This is a genomic window from Streptomyces sp. NBC_00887 (assembly GCF_045207585.1).
The window spans coordinates 7,434,404-7,451,547 of sequence record NZ_CP108788.1 but is presented as its reverse complement, the minus strand read 5'-3'; the positions used below and the strand labels follow the sequence as shown (position 1 = coordinate 7,451,547).

13 protein-coding genes and 1 pseudogene are annotated in these 17,144 nt (G+C 69.8%); 8 read left to right on the top strand and 6 right to left on the bottom strand.

Annotated features, from left to right (window positions below; translation table 11 throughout):
- Window positions 1-196: 196 nt before the first annotated feature.
- The 7 genes from OG844_RS33920 to OG844_RS33890 all read left to right on the top strand — a co-directional run bounded on the left by OG844_RS33920 (window position 197) and on the right by OG844_RS33890 (window position 8,465).
- Window positions 197-376, top strand: a complete 180-nt coding sequence (locus OG844_RS33920; RefSeq protein WP_406395538.1) for an FxLD family lanthipeptide — start codon at window positions 197-199, stop codon at window positions 374-376.
- A 107-nt stretch (window positions 377-483) separates the two neighbouring features.
- The gene (locus OG844_RS33915) at window positions 484-615 is read left to right on the top strand and encodes an FxLD family lanthipeptide (RefSeq protein ID WP_360739189.1); all 132 of its coding nucleotides are present in this window, start codon (window positions 484-486) and stop codon (window positions 613-615) included.
- A 26-nt stretch (window positions 616-641) separates the two neighbouring features.
- Complete coding sequence (locus OG844_RS33910; protein ID WP_406395536.1) at window positions 642-818, top strand: FxLD family lanthipeptide; 177 nt, start codon at window positions 642-644, stop codon at window positions 816-818.
- 83 nt (window positions 819-901) lie between these two features.
- The gene (locus OG844_RS33905) at window positions 902-4,003 is read left to right on the top strand and encodes a lantibiotic dehydratase (protein WP_406395534.1); all 3,102 of its coding nucleotides are present in this window, start codon (window positions 902-904) and stop codon (window positions 4,001-4,003) included.
- Window positions 3,990-5,249: a lanthionine synthetase C family protein gene (locus tag OG844_RS33900; RefSeq protein ID WP_406395532.1), complete on the top strand. Its 1,260-nt coding sequence runs from the start codon at window positions 3,990-3,992 to the stop codon at window positions 5,247-5,249. The genes OG844_RS33905 and OG844_RS33900 overlap by 14 nt, the downstream gene beginning before the upstream one ends.
- 17 nt (window positions 5,250-5,266) lie before the next feature.
- Window positions 5,267-7,357 (top strand): methyltransferase, FxLD system, encoded by a 2,091-nt coding sequence (gene fxlM, locus OG844_RS33895; protein WP_406395531.1) that lies wholly within the window; start codon window positions 5,267-5,269, stop codon window positions 7,355-7,357.
- 1 nt (window position 7,358) lies between these two features.
- Entirely contained in the window at window positions 7,359-8,465 is a 1,107-nt protein-coding gene (locus OG844_RS33890; RefSeq protein WP_406395529.1) for a hypothetical protein, read from the top strand.
- 92 nt (window positions 8,466-8,557) lie between these two features.
- Here the strand turns inward: OG844_RS33890 and mobF are convergent, their stop codons facing one another.
- Complete coding sequence (gene mobF / locus OG844_RS33885; RefSeq protein WP_406395527.1) at window positions 8,558-12,988, bottom strand: MobF family relaxase; 4,431 nt, start codon at window positions 12,986-12,988, stop codon at window positions 8,558-8,560.
- 1,101 nt (window positions 12,989-14,089) lie between these two features.
- Between mobF and OG844_RS33880 the strand changes: the two genes are divergently transcribed.
- Window positions 14,090-14,329: a hypothetical protein gene (locus OG844_RS33880; RefSeq protein WP_327436050.1), complete on the top strand. Its 240-nt coding sequence runs from the start codon at window positions 14,090-14,092 to the stop codon at window positions 14,327-14,329.
- 254 nt (window positions 14,330-14,583) lie between these two features.
- Here the strand turns inward: OG844_RS33880 and OG844_RS33875 are convergent, their stop codons facing one another.
- From OG844_RS33875 to OG844_RS33855, 5 genes and pseudogenes are all read right to left on the bottom strand, one after another.
- Complete coding sequence (locus OG844_RS33875; RefSeq protein ID WP_406395525.1) at window positions 14,584-15,237, bottom strand: hypothetical protein; 654 nt, start codon at window positions 15,235-15,237, stop codon at window positions 14,584-14,586.
- Window positions 15,238-15,281: 44 nt separating this feature from the next.
- Window positions 15,282-15,560, bottom strand: coding sequence for a DUF6211 family protein (locus tag OG844_RS33870; RefSeq protein ID WP_327436048.1), 279 nt, complete (start codon window positions 15,558-15,560; stop codon window positions 15,282-15,284).
- Between the two features lie 199 nt (window positions 15,561-15,759).
- A pseudogene (locus OG844_RS33865) lies at window positions 15,760-16,192 on the bottom strand (DUF6349 family protein).
- A gap of 56 nt (window positions 16,193-16,248) precedes the next feature.
- Window positions 16,249-16,647 (bottom strand): DUF6181 family protein, encoded by a 399-nt coding sequence (locus OG844_RS33860; protein ID WP_406395523.1) that lies wholly within the window; start codon window positions 16,645-16,647, stop codon window positions 16,249-16,251.
- Between the two features lie 44 nt (window positions 16,648-16,691).
- Window positions 16,692-17,114: a DUF6197 family protein gene (locus OG844_RS33855; protein ID WP_406395521.1), complete on the bottom strand. Its 423-nt coding sequence runs from the start codon at window positions 17,112-17,114 to the stop codon at window positions 16,692-16,694.
- Window positions 17,115-17,144 lie beyond the last annotated feature (30 nt).

Here is a 17,144-nt window from a genome sequence, read left to right as displayed (position 1 = left end):
ACACAGACCCCGCTTGGGAGGCCGGTCGACCGAGGTCCCGGCACCCCGAGCGGTACAACTCCCCGCCTGTCTAACCGGACTGGGGAATGGCCGAGAACGATCTGAACTGGGTGACTGCCTGATGCCTCCCCTCCCGGAATGTCTCGGCCGCCAGCAACCCCAACAGGTAACACCCCAGCGATCAGGAGGAATTGCCGTGGCTTCCAGGGTGACCGAACAGCTCGCGAGCACCGCCGCAGCCAAGGCCGGGCAGGACCCGTTCGACCTCGACATCACCGTCATCGAGTCCGGCGGGAGGGTCGTAACGAGCATCGCGTCCGATGGCGGCTGCGGGTCTACGTGCGGCGGCAACGCCTGCATATCCAGCGGCTCCTGACCACACCAGACCACCGGCACGGCGCCCATGCCGTGCCGGCGCCGCCGACGCGGCACGTACCCCGCGGCTCGACCGGAGCCGCGCACACCGATGGAGGAAGACAGCAAATGGAGAACGACGAGTTCGACCTGGACATCAGCGTCCTGGAGTCCGGCGACGGACAGGCCGCGCTGATCAACCTCACCGACGACGGCTGCGGCAGCACCTGCTCCAGCCCGTGCGCCACCAACGTGGCCTGAGCAACCACGAGTAGGGAGAGATCCGCATGAGCGTCAACACCATCAAGAGCCAGGTGCAGCCCCCGAACGCCACTGCGGGTGACGCATTCGACCTGGACATCACCGTCCTGGAGTCCGGCGACGAGTCCGCCCAGGTGATCAACCTGACGGACGACGGCTGCAAGCCGAGCTGCAAGGGGTCCTGCGCCACCAACGTGGCCTGACCCCGGCGCGCCGATCTGCCAGCCCGCGCGGTCTTCCGCCGCGCGGGCTGGCACCCCCAAGACGCCACAACCAGGGAGGGTGCATGGATTCCAGGAAGGACGGCCCGCTGTACCGGTGTGCGGACGCTGCGCTGGTGCGCGCCGCCCGTTACTCGAGGCTGCCGCTTCCCGCGTGGCCGGACCTCACCGACGACACCCCGGCCCGAATGCTGCGGTGGCAGACGTGGCTGCGCGACATCTGGTCGCTGCCCGAGGCCGCCGACTCCATCGAGCAGGCCAGCCCGCTGCTCGCGCAGCAGGTCGAGACCCTGTGCTCGGCGGCCAGCCCCGAGACCCGTCAGCTCCGCCGCGCAGTGGTGTCGGTCATGCGGTACATGCTGCGGATGACAGGCCGAGCGACCCCGAACGGGCTGTTCGCCGGCATCGCGCCCGCCTCGTTCGGGGAGCGGCCGGGATGGTCCTGGGGTGAGTGGCACCGTCCCGTCGTACGTGCCGATGGCGACTGGATCGCGGACCTGATCGCCCGCCTGGAAGCAGACCCTGAACTCCTACGACACCTGCATGTGATGGCCAACAACACCGTCTTCGTACGGGGTGATCGGCTGATCGTGCCCTACCCGCCCCGCTCGCGCCGCACCGGGGACAGCCCGGCGGCCGAAGTGTCACTCCGGTACACCGGCGCCGTACGTATCGCCGTCGACGCCGCCGCCTCGCCCGTCCCCGTCCACGCGGTGGTCGAACTGATGAGGACCGAGTTCCCCGACGTTCCCGCTGACCGGGTGAAAGGGCTCGTCAGCAGCCTGGTCGAGCGCGGTGTGCTCATCAGCAACCTGCACGCGCCGTCTGCCACTCTCGATGCCCTGGGCCACCTGGTCGAGCAGGCCGAAGCTGTCGACGCGCCGTCGACTGCGGACCTCGTGGCCGACCTGCGGGCGGTCCGCGACGCCATCGCCCAGCACAACCAGGTACTCGCCCCGGCGGACGGTCGGCGCCTGCGTACCGCCTTGCGTCAGAAGATGACCACCTTGAGCACCGTCAAGGCCCAGCCGCTCACCCTGGACCTGCGCATGGACTGCTCCCTCACTCTGCCCCCGCAGGTTGCGCGCGAGGCGGAGGAGGCCGCCACGGTGCTGGCTCGGCTGAGTGCGTACCCCTTCGGCACTCCGGCATGGAAGGACTTCCACAACCGGTTCTTCGAGCGGTACGGCATCAACTCGCTCGTCCCGCTCCGGGACTTGGTGGACCCGGACATCGGCCTCGGGTTCCCGGCTGGTTACCGCGACGCGGAACCTGAACAGCGTGAGGCCCTGACCTCCCGTGAACAGCGTTTACTCTCCCTCGCCCAGGCAGCCGTCCTCGACGGCCGGGACGAAATCAGCCTGGACGAGGACCTGATCCGCACACTGACGGTCGGAGACCAGGACGCCCCGCAGGTACCGGCCCACACGGAGCTGCGCTTCCAGATCCGCGCCACGTCACAAGAAGCTCTGGAAAAAGGAGACTTCGCCCTCCACGGCATCGCCCCCTCCCGCGGGATCGGCACCACGATCGGCCGAAGCCTCTATCTGCTCACACCAGACGATCAGGCCCGCGCGGCCGTCATGCTGGAGGAGCTACCGGTCAACGCGACCGGCTCGGTGCCCACGCAGGTCTCCTTCGCTCCGCTCGACCGGGGCGACACCAACGTCACCCGCGTTTCTGAACTCCTGCCGGACGTCATCAGCGTGGCGGAGCACCGCCCGGTGGATGCTCGCACCCTCACGCTCGACGACCTAGCCGTGGGCTGTGACCGCCGCAGGCTCTACCTCGTCTCCCTCTCGCGCGCGTGCCTGCTGGACCCCATGACGCTGCACGCTCTGGACCTGCGCGGCCACACACCGCCGCTCGCGCGCTTCCTCACCGAGATCAGCCGCTCCCAGACCGCCGTCCTGACCGTCTTCCCCTGGGCGTCTGCCACCGCCCTGCCGTACCTGCCGCGCGTGCGCTACGGGCGCGCGATCCTCTCTCCGGCGCGGTGGCGACTGGACCGGTCGGAACTGCCCGGCCGCCGCGCCTCCTGGGAGGAGTGGCACAAGGCGGCCGACGAGTGGCGCACGCGCCGCCGAGTTCCGGACGAAGTCGCGCTGGCCGAAGGAGACCAGCTCCTGCCGCTGGACCTCTCCGAGCGCGCGCATCTCGCGCTGCTGCGCGCCCACCTGGACGCCAACGAATCGGCCGCCCTGACCGAAGCGGAATCCGACGGGGGCTGGTTCGACGGACGGGCCCACGAGATCATCGCCCCGATGACGGCCGTCCGCCCGCCGCAGTGGCCGACCGTCCCGCCCGTGACAGCGGACCAGCTCGTCACGCGCGACCACGGTCACCTTCCGGGCGCCGCTCCCTGGCTGCTGGTCAAGCTGTACGGGCACGTCGAACGGCAGCCCGAGATCCTGGCCGACCACCTCCCCGCGCTGCTCGGCGAGTGGGACGAGCAGCCGACCTGGTGGTACATGCGCTACCGCGACCCCCGCTGGCACCTGCGCCTGCGTATCGCGGTCCCCAGCGAGCAGGACTTCACGGTCACCGCGCGGCGCGTGAGTTCCTGGGCGAACGGACTTCGCCGTGCCGGGCTCCTCGCCGAGATGCAGTTCGCGACCTCCTACCCGGAGACCGGCCGATGGGGTGCCGGACCGCTGATGAGCCTGGCCGAAGACGTCTTCGCCGCCGACTCCCGAGCCCTGGCCGTCCAGTTCGCCCAGAGCACTCGCCCGCACCGACAGGCTCTCGCCGCAGCGAACTTCGTCTCTCTCGCTGCCGCCTTCACCGGCAGTACCGCGGCCGGCATGGACTGGCTGATCGCCCACGGCCGGATCAGCGACCCGCGCCCCCTGGACCGGACGGTGCTCGGTCAGGCGGTACGCCTGGCCGATCCGACCGACGACTGGGCGACCCTGCGCGCGGCCCCCGGCGGCGCGGCCATCGCTGCCGCCTGGAGCGAGCGAGACGAGGCCCTGGCCCGCTACCGGCAGAAGCTGGACGCGTCCGGTGCTGGCATCGACGCGGGCCTCGTCCTCGACTCGCTGCTGCACGCCCACCACATCCGCGCCGTCGGCATCGACAAGGACGACGAGCGGACGTGCGTACGGCTGGCCCACGCCGCCGCCATGGCCTGGACTCACCGAGGAGATCGCCATGAACCTGCGTGAAAACGCGCGGGCCACTGCCGACACGATCGCCGAGCGGCTTGCCACACCGCAGAACGTACGAGGGCTGCATCACCGCCAGGGCTGGTGGCCGCAGTCGCTCGCGCACGGCGCGGTCGGTGTCGCGCTGCTGCACATCGAGCGGGCCCGCACCGATCAGGGGGCGTGGCAGCGCGCCCACGACTGGCTCGCCTGCGCCGCAGCCGAACCCGTCGTCGGCGGCCCGGACAGCCACCTCTACTACGGGGCGCCCGCCCTCGCCTTCGCCCTGCACGCCGCCGCCGACCGCCCCGGACGCTACGCCCGCGCCCTGGACACCCTCGACCAGTACGTCACGACGGCGATCCGGGACCGGCTCGCGGACGCCCACGCGCGCATGGACCGTGGAGATACGCCCGCGCTGGCCGAGTTCGACGCGATCCGCGGCCTGAGCGGGATGGGCGGGCTCCTGCTGCACCGCGACGTCCACACCGACGTCCTCCGGGAAGTCCTGACCTACCTGGTACGGCTGACCGAGCCGGTCAAGCACGACGGGGAACTCCTGCCCGGCTGGTGGAGCCACCTCGCCCCCTCCGGCACGACCTCCCCGGAGTACCCGGAAGGGCACGCCAACAACGGCGTCGCCCACGGCATCGGCGGCCCCCTCGCCGTGCTCTCCCTCGCGGCCCGCCGCGGCGTCACCGTCGACGGCCACCGCGACGCGATCACCCGCATCCTGACCTGGCTCGACCACTGGCAGCGGGACAGCCCCGACGGACCGTGGTGGCCGTACTGGATCACCCGCGAGCAACTACGATCCGGCACGACCGGCCCCGGACCCTCACGGCCTGCCTGGTGCTACGGCACCGCAGGATTCGCCCGCGCCCAGCAGCTCGCCGCCCTGGCCATCAAGGACCCGGCGCGCCAGCAAGCCGCCGAATTTGCCCTCCTGCGCGCCATGACCGACCCCGGCCAACTCGACGCGACCGTGGACGTCTCCCTGTGCCACGGCTTCGCGGGCCTGGCGCACATCACGCAACTCACCGCCGCCGACGCAATCACCACCGGCCTCACCGAATGCCTGCCCCGGCTCCTCGCCCCGATCACCGACACCGCCCCCGGCACCCTGGCGGACTCCCTGATCGATCCTCCCGGCGGCAGCGACATCGGACTCCTCGAAGGTGCCGCAGGCACCGCCCTTGCCCTCCACTCTTTCCACACCGGAACGCCGTCCGTGTCCGGGTGGGACACCTGTTTTTTGATCAACTAGCCCTGAAATGAGGGAACATGGCAGCGGACGAATGGCCGCAACGCCTCATCCGGTTCACCGACTGGAGCTGCGCGGAGGCCGCCGCCGTGGAGCATCTGCTCCCGGTGCTGACCGCCCAGGAATCGGAACTGGCCCAGTGGGCCTTCCTACGGAAGCACCCCTGCTGGCGGTTGCGGTACCGCCCCGCGGGCCCGGACTCCGCGAAGGTCCTGGACGCTGCCCTGGACGAGCTGGTCGACGCCGGCGTCCTCACTTCCTGGACGCCGGCCATCTACGAGCCGGAAGAGACGGCCTTCGGCGGTCCGGCCGCCATGAAGATCGCGCACGCCCTGTTCCACTACGACAGCCGCCACCTGCTGGACGAGCTGGCCCGCGAGCAGGCTGAGAGCACCACCGGGCTCGGGCGCCGCGAGCTGGCGGTCCTCCTGCTGAGCGTGGCGATGCGTGCAGCAGGACTCGACTGGTACGAGCAGGGCGACGTCTGGGCGAGGATCGCGGCCGAACGCCCCGGCGACGAGATCCGCAATCCGCAACGGCACCGGGCCGCCGTCCACCGGTTGATGACGGTCGACATCAGCACCACCAGCCGCAGCGTCACCGAGGGCCGACTCGCGCCGCTGGCCGAGTGGATAGCCACGTTCGAGTGGCTCGGCCAGCAGCTCGCAGACCTCAACCGCCAGGGGCTCCTGGAGCGAGGGCTGCGGGCTGTGATCGCCCACCACGGCATCTTCCACTGGAACCGCCTGGGCCTCCCCACGGAGGACCAGCACACCTTGTCAACACTCGCGAAAGAGGTAGTCATGGGAACGAGCGACAACGCCGCGTCCACCCGAACCGAGGGGACGTCGAGCACTACGGTCAGCGGGGTGAACAGTGACACCATCGAAGCCAGTTCAGCCGACCGACTGCGCGCCCAGCTGATCGACCATCTGGTCCAAGAGGGATGCGTGCGCACACCCCGTGTGGAGAAGGCCATGCGGACGGTGCCCCGCCACCTCTTCGTCCCGAACGCCCCGCTGGTGAAGGCGTACGGGAACGCCCCCGTGGACACGAAGTTCGACGAGTCCGGCAAGTCCATCAGCTGCGCCTCCCAGCCCGACATCGTCGGCATGATGCTGGAACAACTCGATGTCGAGCCCGGCCAGAAGATCCTGGAGTTGGGGGCCGGCACCGGCTTCAACGCCGGACTGCTCGGCTACCTCGTCGGCGAGACGGGGCACGTCACCACGATCGACGTGGACGAGGACATCGTGGCCGGGGCCCGTGCCGGACTGGCCGCCGCCGACATCCACAACGTGGAAGTGATCCTTGGAGACGGAGCGGTAGGCCACACCCCCAACGCGCCGTACGACCGGATCGAAGCCACCGTCGGCGCCCACGGCGTTCCGCATGCCTGGCTCGACCAGCTCGCCCCCGGCGGACGGCTCCTCACGCCGCTGCGCCTGCGCGGCAGCGTTTCCCGCTCGATCGCGTTCGAGAACCAGGACGGGGCCTGGCGCAGCGTCGGCAGCCAGATGAACACGTTCATGCCGCTGCGCCGGGGTATCGCCGACGACCCGCGCGTCTTCGTCCCTCTGGACCCCGACAACACCGTCACCCTCGTCACCAACGGAGACCAGAAGGTCGACGCGGACGCCCTGAGCGACATCTTCCGCCAGCCGCGCACCGAGGTGTGGACGGGCGTCAACTTCCGAGGGCCGGAGTCGGCGGAGTACCTGGAGCTGTGGCTCACCTGCGCCATGCCGAACGGCCTGAGCCGGATGCCCGCCAGGGCGGAGGCCATCGAGAAGGGTCTGGTCACCGCGCCCTACCCGTCCTCGACCGCGGTCTTCGAGGGCGGCACGCTCACCTACCTCACCCGCCGCCCGGCCGCCGAGAAGGCCCCCGACGGGGCCACCCTGTACGAGTTCGGTGTCATCGGCCACGGTCCCGACGCCGAAGCCCTCGCCGGAGACGTCGCGGACCAGATCCGCACCTGGGACCAAGACTTCCGCTCGCTCGACGTCGGGTTCGAGATCCAGCCGCTCGACGCGGTGCCGCTCGCACCGAAGCCCGGTCGCTTCGCCTTCGACAACCCGCTGAACCGCATCGTCATCGAATGGCAGTGACATGGACGTCAGCCAGATAGCGAAGCGGTTTCCGCTCGTTGCCCGTCCGCGTCCAGCGTGCCCGCCCCTCGCTGAACGGGTCCGCGAGATCACCGACCTCGCAGCCGCCGCCGAGCGCGACGGCAACGTGACCTCCGCGACCGTCGCCCTGAACAAGGCGGCACTGATCGCGAGTGACTGCGGCATGCCGGACCTGGCGCGCGCTCTGTGCTGGCGTCACTCCGAGGTCTTCCTGCGCGCTCAGCCCCTGGGCGCGCAGGAGGCCCGGTACGCCCTGGAACCCCTGGTAAACCTGGCCCGGCTACGCATCCGCGACGGCGACGGGCCCGGCGCGTATCACCTGCTCGCCTCCTTGAACCGGGCGGTGAGATCGCAGACGGAAGCGGTCATCGACGGCCGCACCACGTCCTTCCAGAACCTCACGACGTCGGCAGCAGATCACCAACAGGTATGTCAGTGGCTGTGGGCCGTCCTTCTCGGCGACGGAACTCGCGCGCTCGTCGCAGCAGGCCAATGGGACCGTGCGCGAGCGCACTCCGAGCAGCACTGCGGCGTGGGGCAACGTCTCCTCGACGGGCGCCAGGTGGAAGTGCTCGCCCGCTGTCTCGGCGGGCACCCCCTCGAAGCACTGGAGTTTCTGAACAAGACCACCCTGGCAGAAGGATGGGAACACCCGGTCGCCGCCTGCCTCGCCGTGCTCTGTCTCACCGCCGCCGGAAGACGCCCGGTCGGCCCCGTCCAGAAGATGGTCAAGCACTACCTGGAACTCGACGCGGCTCCCGAGCTCGCCGTCTTCCGCTCCCGCGTCGGGCTGGCCGTCCTCGACCTCTCCCCACATGCACGGCAGGCCGAAGCGTTGCTCCGCCTCACTCACGAGGCAACGACGTCCGGGGACGGATACGTCGCGCGTGATCTCCTGGCTCATCCCGTGTGCCGTCAGGAGATGAGCCACGACGAGCACCAGTCCTTGTCGGTCGCCGTCGCCTCGGCCGGCCTCGGCCAAGGCCACATCCCTGCGCTCCTGGGGAGAGACCTCCTGGAGGCGGTCACGGCCAGCGCCAACGTGACTGAGCACCACGTAACTCAGCAACTCACCGCCGACTCCTGATGGCGGTCGGCCTGTCCGACATCAGTCATAGCGTCGGCCGATTGGAACGCGCGGTCTTCGCTCCGCCGACCTAGGAAGGTACGGGACCCTCCTTACACGGGCGGTGCGTCGTGAACGCTGTCCGCCGGTGCGGGCTGTGTGTGGTCCATCGCGGTTCGGTTGGCGTACGAGGAGTCGGGCTTCGGAGGTGAGGGCGCCACGGACTCATCGGCATCGACGCGATGACGCCCGCGCTGGGCTCGCAGACTCGCTTCCTTTTGGAGGCCGGACACGCGGTGGTCTGCGCCGTGAGCAGTGCTGCGAGCCTTGATGGCCTCGACCCGGAGCTGCTTGGCGGCCTCGTTGTCCTTGGCCTTGGCCCGCCGAAGGAGCGCAGCTTTCTCCTGCTGTGGCCTGTCCGCTTCCGTCAGCACAACTTCGTGCTCATTGACGGGTCCAGCCAGCCGGGTATCTTCCTGGAGCCGCGCGTCCATCTGCTCCAGCTCCCGGCCGGTCTCCTCACGGGTACGAAAGAGTGCTTCCCGGTCCGCCTCGACCGCAGCACGATCGTCACCGCGGAGCGCCGAGCGCCCGAAACGGCCCGTCGCGGCCAGCTGCTGTTCGAGACCGTCGATACGGGCCTGCGTGGCGTTCAGTCGGGCGGTGCGTTCCGCGATCGTGCCGTCCAGCGCTCGGACTTCGCGGATGGCTGCGGCCCGTACGGTGACGTCCTGATGGCGGCGTTGGAGCGCCAGCGAGCTGGGGCCTGCCCCGGCAGCAGCTTCCCGTTCGGCTCGATCGGCGACGGCTTCCGCCTGCTCGGCCGCCGTCCTTGTAGCGCGGGCAGCGATGGCGGCCTTGCGCACGGCGTCACGCAGTGACGAGTTACCGAGGTGCGCGTATGGACGGTCAGCCGTCGGCGCGAGTTCCGAAGGTGTGGCCGGCTCCGTGGTCGGCTCGGCGTTCGCCGGTGCGGGGCGGCCCTCGCTCTCCGGAGCCTCTTCGGGAGTGTCTGCGTCGTGGTGCTCGTCGGCGCCGGGGGCTCGCGGGATCGGGAGGTCCGCTACGGCCTGACGGACGTGGGCAGGGACCGCGTTCTTCGGGAGTTCGGTGAGGATCATGCGTTCCTCGGTGCCGTTCTCGATCTCGCGGATCAGGCCCGCGACTGCGCGGTCAAGCTGTTCTTGGTCAGTGAGTGCGTCGCCGTGGCGGGCGCGGTCGGCGTCGGTCTCGTAGACGGAGAGCGGCAGGAAAAGGTGGGACTCCTTCTTGTCGCGGCTCATCATCGTGTAGAGGGCGTTCGCCTGGGCGCCGGGTCCGTAGACCAGGGCTTCTTGGACGCTGAGCCCCTGGGACTTGTGGCCGGTGATCGCGTATCCGAGGCTGAGTCCGCCCTGCGCGATGTAGTCGGCGTCGACCCATTCAGCAACGTCACGGTGCCCGTCGTCGGTCTTCTCTCGCCACTCGACCAGCACCCGGCGTTCCTCGTCGACGGCGCGGACGATTCCGCGGTAGCCGTTCAGGACGTCTTCGTTCTCGCCTCGGCTCTTCTTGCCCCGATAGTTGTTGACCCGAAGGAGGACCTGGTCACCAACGGACAGCGTCAGCTCGCCGCCGCCGGGCAGCGCGAAGGTGTGCTCGGGACCGGTGAGGTCGCCGTTCTCCTTCCGCAGGGCGCGGGCTCCGACGTTCAGTTCCTCCACGATCTCGTTGGTGGCGGCCAGCATGAGGAGCTGCTGCACGGCGGTGTGATCGTCGGTGTGCGCGGCACGCTTGTCGGCCCAGATGGTGAGCATCCCGGCGAGGGTGGTGTCCCTGTCCGCGAGGGCGTGCACGCGGCCGGTCCCGGCGAAGGTACGGAGGGCTTCCACGCGGTTGTCGTCGCGCCACAGCTCCAGTGCGCGGCGCTCGACCATGTCCTTCTGGCGGAAGTTCTCGGTGAGGCTGAGCCCGCCAACGATGTGGTGGACGGCGGCGAAGCTGCCGCCGATGCCCGGCGAGTGGAGCTGCTTGGGGTCACCGATACCGACGACCTTCGTGCCGGTTTCCGCAGCGTGGGTGAGGAGTTCGGCGATGTCGCGGTCATCGCACATGGCCGCCTCGTCCACGACCAGGACGTCAACGCCGTTGAGGCCGGGGCCTCCGTTGCGGATGCCGGTGAGCCAGGAGGCGAGGGTGCGGGACTCGATGCCCGCCTCGGCCTTCAAGTTCGCGGCGGCGACGGCGGCCGTGCTCGAGCCGGCGATGACGAGACCGTGGGCCTCCCACGCCTGGCGCGCGGTGTCCATGATCGTGGTCTTGCCCGACCCGGCGATACCCACGACGGCGTCGATTCCGTGTCCGGCCGTGAGCAGCCGTTCGAGGACGGCACGCTGTTCGTCGGAGAACGTGAAGCTGCCGCCGTGCTGGGCCTCGACGGTGGACAGCGTCATGTCGACCGTGTCGCTGCTGACGGCGGCGGCCTGAGTCCCGAGCCGGTTCGTGGCCTCGGAGACGATCAGCGCTTCGGCCGCCACGACATCCGCCGTGGTGTACCGGTCGGCGTGCGTGAAGTGCTGGGCGCCCTTCGGGTTGAGCTGGACCGCGTATCCGGCGTGCCGGAGTACGGAATTGGTGAGCTGTTCGGCTTCGGCGGCGTCCGCGACGCCGTACGGGAGGGCGTCCAGCACGGAGGCGATGGCGGCGGCGTGGGTGAACTCCTTGGAGTGGCTGGTCAAGCCGGTCTTGGGGTCGAAGACCTGCGCGCACAGCTCGTCCAATCCAGGGTTCTGGTCGGCTCGGGCCTGTTCCATCGCGCTGGCTGCGATGGCGTCGGGGTCGTCTCCGGCCGCACGGCCTTCGGCCTGCCAGTAGGCGCGAAGAACATCGTCCCCGACCCCGGCGGCCTCGCCGTTCTTCGCGGCCTTGGACGCAGTGGATGCGGCGGTGCGCTCACGGGTCGTGGCGCTGTCGTAGTCGATGCCGAGTTTTGTCAGCAGGTCCCGGACCTGGCTGTCGCGCTTGCTGAAGAGCTTGATGGTGGACTCGGGGATCGCTGCGATCTCCCACGCGCCGGTCCGCTCCTCTCGGCGGAAGCTGATGCCGAACGTGTCGGTCAGCTCGCGGCGGATGCGGGCGTTCATGAGGGACTGAGTCGCGCGGGTGTGCCGGTGGAGGTCGCGGCCCCCGCTGGCCATCGTGGACCACTTGCCGTCGTTGCCCTTGACCATGTTGGCGAGTGTGAAGTGGAGGTGGAAGTGGGGGTCTCCGTACGGGGCGCCGTCCACAGGGCGGGCGGCGCGGTGGACCATCATCCAGCCGGAGAACCCGCTCGTCTTCACGGTCTCGGCTTCGTCGCCGTCGCCGTGGTGGCCGCGCATGGCGTACGCGGTCCACCGTTCCAGGGCGCCGATGGACTCCCGGCCGGCGGCCGTGTAGATGCCCTCGACCTGGGCAGCGATCTCCTCGGGCGCGTAGGCGAGGAACGCGGACTTCGACTTCGCGAGGTCCAAGGTGACGTCGGCACCGCGGTTGCCGACTTGTACGCGGCCTTCGAGGAGGGCGGCCTTGATCTCCTCGGCGTCCCACACGTCCTCGGGCGTGAGCCCTGCGGCCTTGGCCATCGCCACGGCTTCACGGACGTCCATCGGCACGTCCCGGAGACGACGTGCACCTTCGCCTTCGGTCTGGGCGTACCGGCGCTTCATGGACGCGGCGTCGAACAGGTCGGCGGGCTGCTGACCGGTCTCGGTGGCGCGGGCCTCGACCGCGCGCAGGAGTGCACGGGCGTCCAAGTGGCCGCCTGCCTCGGCGGCGACGGCCTTCTCCACCGTGTCCTCGCCGTAGAGGTCAACGGCGTCGATGCCGACGCCGTCGGCGAGCTTCAGCACCGTGGAGATGGGCACGCGGTGCGTCCCGCCGAAGCGCTTGAGCTGGCTCTCCATCCGGCGGAAGGCGTCCTGCTTGCGCTTGGAGTCGAGCAGGGAGGCCGGGTCCACGCTGCGCTCGGCGGCGGCTCGGCGGATGGCGCGGGCCAATGGGGCGGCGGGGAGCTTGGCGGCCGGCGCGATGGCCAGCTTCGGGTCCACGAGGGTCTGCCCGGTCCGGGCGTCTTCCCCGAGCATGAGGCGCCGGGCGGCCGGGAACTGCTCGGGGGCGAGGGTGCCGCCGGGCGTGATGTCGAACTCGGTGAGCCCGCCGCCGATCCAGACCAGGGGCCTTTCGTTGGCGTCCAGGTGGTAGTCCACCTGTCCGTCCGCGGGCGGAGCGGGGAGGGCCTGTTCACCGTAGAGGTCGCGGGCGTCGAGCCCGGCTGCGGCAGCCACTTCAACGGCGTCGAACCCGGTGAACCGCGCAGCGCCCTTGTTGCGGAGGAGTCCGCGGGCGCGGAAGAAGGCGCGCTTGGCCTCGCGGTTGGCGAGTAGCGAGGCGACGGGGGCACCGGCGGCTTCGGCCTTGGCCTCGATGGCGGCGATGAGGGGGGCGGCGTCGACCGATACGGACTTCCCGCATCCGTGGCCGCCAGTAAGGCGGTACTCAACCTGCTCTTCGGACGGGCCGATCATGGTCACCCATCCCACCGGCCCGCTCACCCCCCGCTTCCACTCGGTCAGATTCGGTCATCTTGGCTGATTGTATCGTCACGAAGTGACGATACCTTGGTCCTCTAAATTTGAGATCGCTGCGGCCTGGGGGAGAACTTTGCTGCTCAACGGGATGGTCGGCTTAGACAGCTTGGCGGCGGGTGACCTGGTCGCTGATGTGACTGTTACCTGAAGCGAAGGTGCCCTGCTGGTGCAGGAGGCACCTTCAACTGTCCAAAACAGGGGTGGATCGGAGCGAGGTTGGCGTAGCGTTCTCCATGTGACCGACCACCTTCCGAACGAGCACATGGCGCGGTTCCGTGCGCTGCGTGGGCTGACGGTGGAGTCGCTCCGTCCGGAGGATGTTGGACTCCCCAGGGAGATGCCTCCGTACATCACCCGAAGCCACGATGTACTCCTGGCGACCAAGATGGTGTCCCACGGGTTCGATCGAAGCCGTCTGGGTCTCTTGCACGGGGCCGTTGCCCGGTTGCATGACCTCGCCGAGCTCCCCTGGGTCATCGAAGAAGCATCCAGCTCCAGCCCCCTGTCGCGCGGGGATGTGGCACGCCTCCTACTCCGTACCGCGGAGGAAGCCTCCGGCATCCCGTGCAGCACTTCTGGGCTACTACACGGGATTGCTCCGAAGCAGACAATCCCGCTCTTGGTGATGACCGATGGTTGCCACCGGCTTTCGGAGCTGAACCAGGTTCTGTACCACGCCCAGGGGTCAGGTAAGACGCGGACTCTCGTGACCAACTTGGTCCGCCGGCTGAATCAGAGGCTGGGTCGCCTCAGCCGAGCCGGACACGTCCCCACCACCACTGAGATCGCACACGTTGCCGACGCTGCGCAGGCGCTCTCGGCTCTGTTGCTGGACCTTGCGCAGCGCCTCCTCACCGGCTGCGTGAAGTGCTTCGGGCACCTCGTCGTCGCTCCACCCCACGAGTCATCACCATGCGGCATTTTGCGGCTGGCCGTGCCGCTCGTGCCTCGGGCTCCCGGAGCGGGTCAGCTCCCCAGCCCGTTTAAGTTCACCCTCGCTGCATAGCTTCGCGCGGGGGTGCCGAGACCCTCGTGAGGTTGATCGTGCAGATGTCCCCCTGGTTGTTCCTGAATTTGCTGTTGTTGCCGATTGCGGTCTGGTGGTACGGCGTCAGAGTCCGTCGGCTCTCGCGGCGCTTCTGTTCATGGGTGTCGCGTCTGAAGCTGCGGTTCCTCGCCGCGCTACAACGCCGGTTGTTGCGCCTTCTGACGGAGCCCGCCGAAAGCGGGCCCGAGGAGGAGGCGCCACGGCCCGCCCCGCTGCATCCGCGGCCCTGAATTGATGCGTCGCAGATCCACATGGAGGTGGGCCCCAACCCTGTGCAGGGTTGGGGCCCACCTCCATGTGGAGCGGCTTACATCACCGGCCAGTCACCGAACGGCACCGGTGGCTGATGGTTGGCCGCGCGAACTGCCTCGTCGGTACCGCACGTGGTGCAGATATTGACCTCGCGGCTGGTGGTCATCCGGGAACGTGCGGGTCGTTCACCGAGCGGGCCGCCGCAGCGCGGACAGCGGGTGTCGGGCACGGATCACTCCTCGGGGTGCTCGCGGGCGGACTTGAGGATCAGGTTCCAGGTCGGACGGGAGTAGGTCTTTTCCGTCTGCTCCTGGAGCTGCGGGATCAGCTCGGCGTTTTTCGCGCTGGGGTTCGCCGCGATGGCCTGCCGGGCGAGGGTCAGCCGCTCGTCTCCCTGGTAGGGGTAGGCCAGTCCGCGGCGGCCCGCGGGCCGTCCGCCGGCGTGACCGCGGCCCTTGCGGTCGGCAAGATACTGCCACAGCTGCCAGCGCTTCCACTTCGGGCGGCGTCGGGTAGGAAGCTCGTCCCAGTCATCCGGTGCCGGCCACCCCTCAGGCGGGTTCTTGACGTAGTGCGACACGGTGGCGGAGTCGGCGAACCCGCAGATCTTCGCCGCCTCGGCCGGGCCCACCATCTCTTCGGGGTCACCGTCGAGCTTCGGCGGGTTAGTGGTGTTCGCGGCGGCACGCTGCCGTTGAAGCTCGTGGTGCCACTTCGCCCATACGTCGCCGTCCCAGTGCATGACGCCGTCGGTGGTGTCCGCGACGGGCGGGTGCCCGTTGTTCTCCCGGTCGGTCCAGAGGTTCTGAAGGGTCGGCTCGCTGATGCCGTGGACCTTGCGGAGGTCCGCGCGTGAGTAGAGCGTGCGGCCGGTCTTGGAGGACACGGTGGTCTCCTGTTCTTGGTCGGGGTCGTGCCCGCTCGGCGGGGTCACTCGGGTTCGTCCGGGTCCGGGGCCGGCGTCCACGTACGGCTGCCAGCCGGTTCGAGCCGGGTGAGGGTGGCTATGTCGGCCAGGGGGACGGCGGCGGCCCAGTCGGCGCGGTCGGGGTGGTCGACGGGGAGGTTGAGCACGAGGTGTCGGCCGGTCGGGGGGAAGTCCTCGACGATGACGAAGGTGTCGGCCTGATCGGCGCCGATGCTGTTACCCCTCGTGAGCTGGGCGATGTCGCCGGGCTGGGGACAATCGGGGTGTCGGTCACATAGCATGGTGTGGTCTTTCTGGTGAGAGACACCGACGGCCAGCGCCTTGTTGCCCTTGTGCGCTGGCCGTCATTTGTTGTCTGGGGTGCGTGGCGCCCCGTGGGACGCTCGGCCGGTCGGAGGTTGCCCGCTCCGCTGATGGCGGAGTAATTAAACCACCTTTGGGTTAAGTGGGGCGGGGCCCTGATCCGGAGGACGGCGGTCATCAGAAGAGGGCCCGTTGGTCTGCGGGGTGGTGGCCCAGGTTGCTCGGTGGCCGGCTGACGCGGAGTTCGTAGCGGGGGCGTCCCGCGTGCGGCGGAGCGTGGGCTTCACGGCGGTACCGGCTCCAGGCCAGGACGGGGGCGCACTGGTTGATCCAGCCCGGCGGGTACCACCGCCTCGTTGTCACCGTCCCCGAACCCGTTGCCGGAGTGCACGGGGCCTTCCCACTCGCACGCGAGGCACCCGCCGCGGAACTCCTGCTCGTCCCCCCGGCGGCCGGTCGGCCGGCTGCGGGCGAGCAGGGTCGGCGCGTGGTGTGAGGGCGGGTCCAGCCCGTGGCCGAGGTCGCAGTACGCACCGCCGGGGTGTCCGGCCTGGATGTGCCACGCCTGCCCGGCGCTCTCCGGGCGGTGGCGCGTCCGCGCGTTGCGCACTCGCCAGTAATACGTCTGCCGTGCCCGTGCTCCAGTCAGCTCGGCGACGGTGGCGGTCACGGCTTCCTGCTTCCGGCGGCAAGGACTTCGCGGAGCGGGTCCGCGAGCGCGGCCTGTTCGTCGGGCGCGTCGAGGAACCGGGTTCCGTACGCGCGGCGCACCGCGCGGCGGGCGTCCCGGTGACGGTCGAGCTCCGGGTAGTACGGCGACCGGTCGAGCACGTCATAGCCGTGCTGGGTGAGCACGTCGGCGATGAGCGACCGGACCTGTACTGGGTCGAGGGCGGCGAGGTCGGTTTCCCCCGGGGCCGCGAGGAGTACGCGGATCAGCTCGGTCGCGCTGAGCCGGGGGTGGAGGGGGACGCAGAGCCGGTGGACGCCGTCCCGACTGGGGGTGGCGGCTCCTCGGCGGCTCGGCGTCCTGGTGGTGCTGCGGTCTTCTGTCGTCTCGTCCATCGTGTGGACCTTCCATGACTCGGGATGCTGGCGGGCGGCGGGGGTTAGAACAGGGCGTGTTCGGCGCGGGCGGCGGCGGTGCGGAACGCGTGGGCGGCGGCGGCGGTACGGCCGGGCTCGCTGCTCCACCGGTCGATGGCCTCGCGGTGCAGGGCCTTGGCGGCGGGGTCGTCGGCGTCGACTGCGTGACCGGTGAGGGTTTCCGCGAGGATGGCGAACGCCTGGTCACGGGCAAGGCCGATGCGGTCCCAGTCATACGTCCGGTCGGCGGCTCCCCGCCCGTGGCCGGCGGCGACTTCGAGGGCGCCGCGCGGCCAGCACGGCAACGTGGCCGTACGGCCCGGGCCGGCGAACAGGCGTGTGCCCTGGTGGATGCCGACGTGTTCGATGTGGCGGGCGGCCCATTCCAAGATCGCGGCCGGGGTGTCGGCGATGACGATGCTTTCGGGGGTGTGGCGGGTCGGCACGGTGCTGTCCTTCGGGAGAGCGGGGGCGGC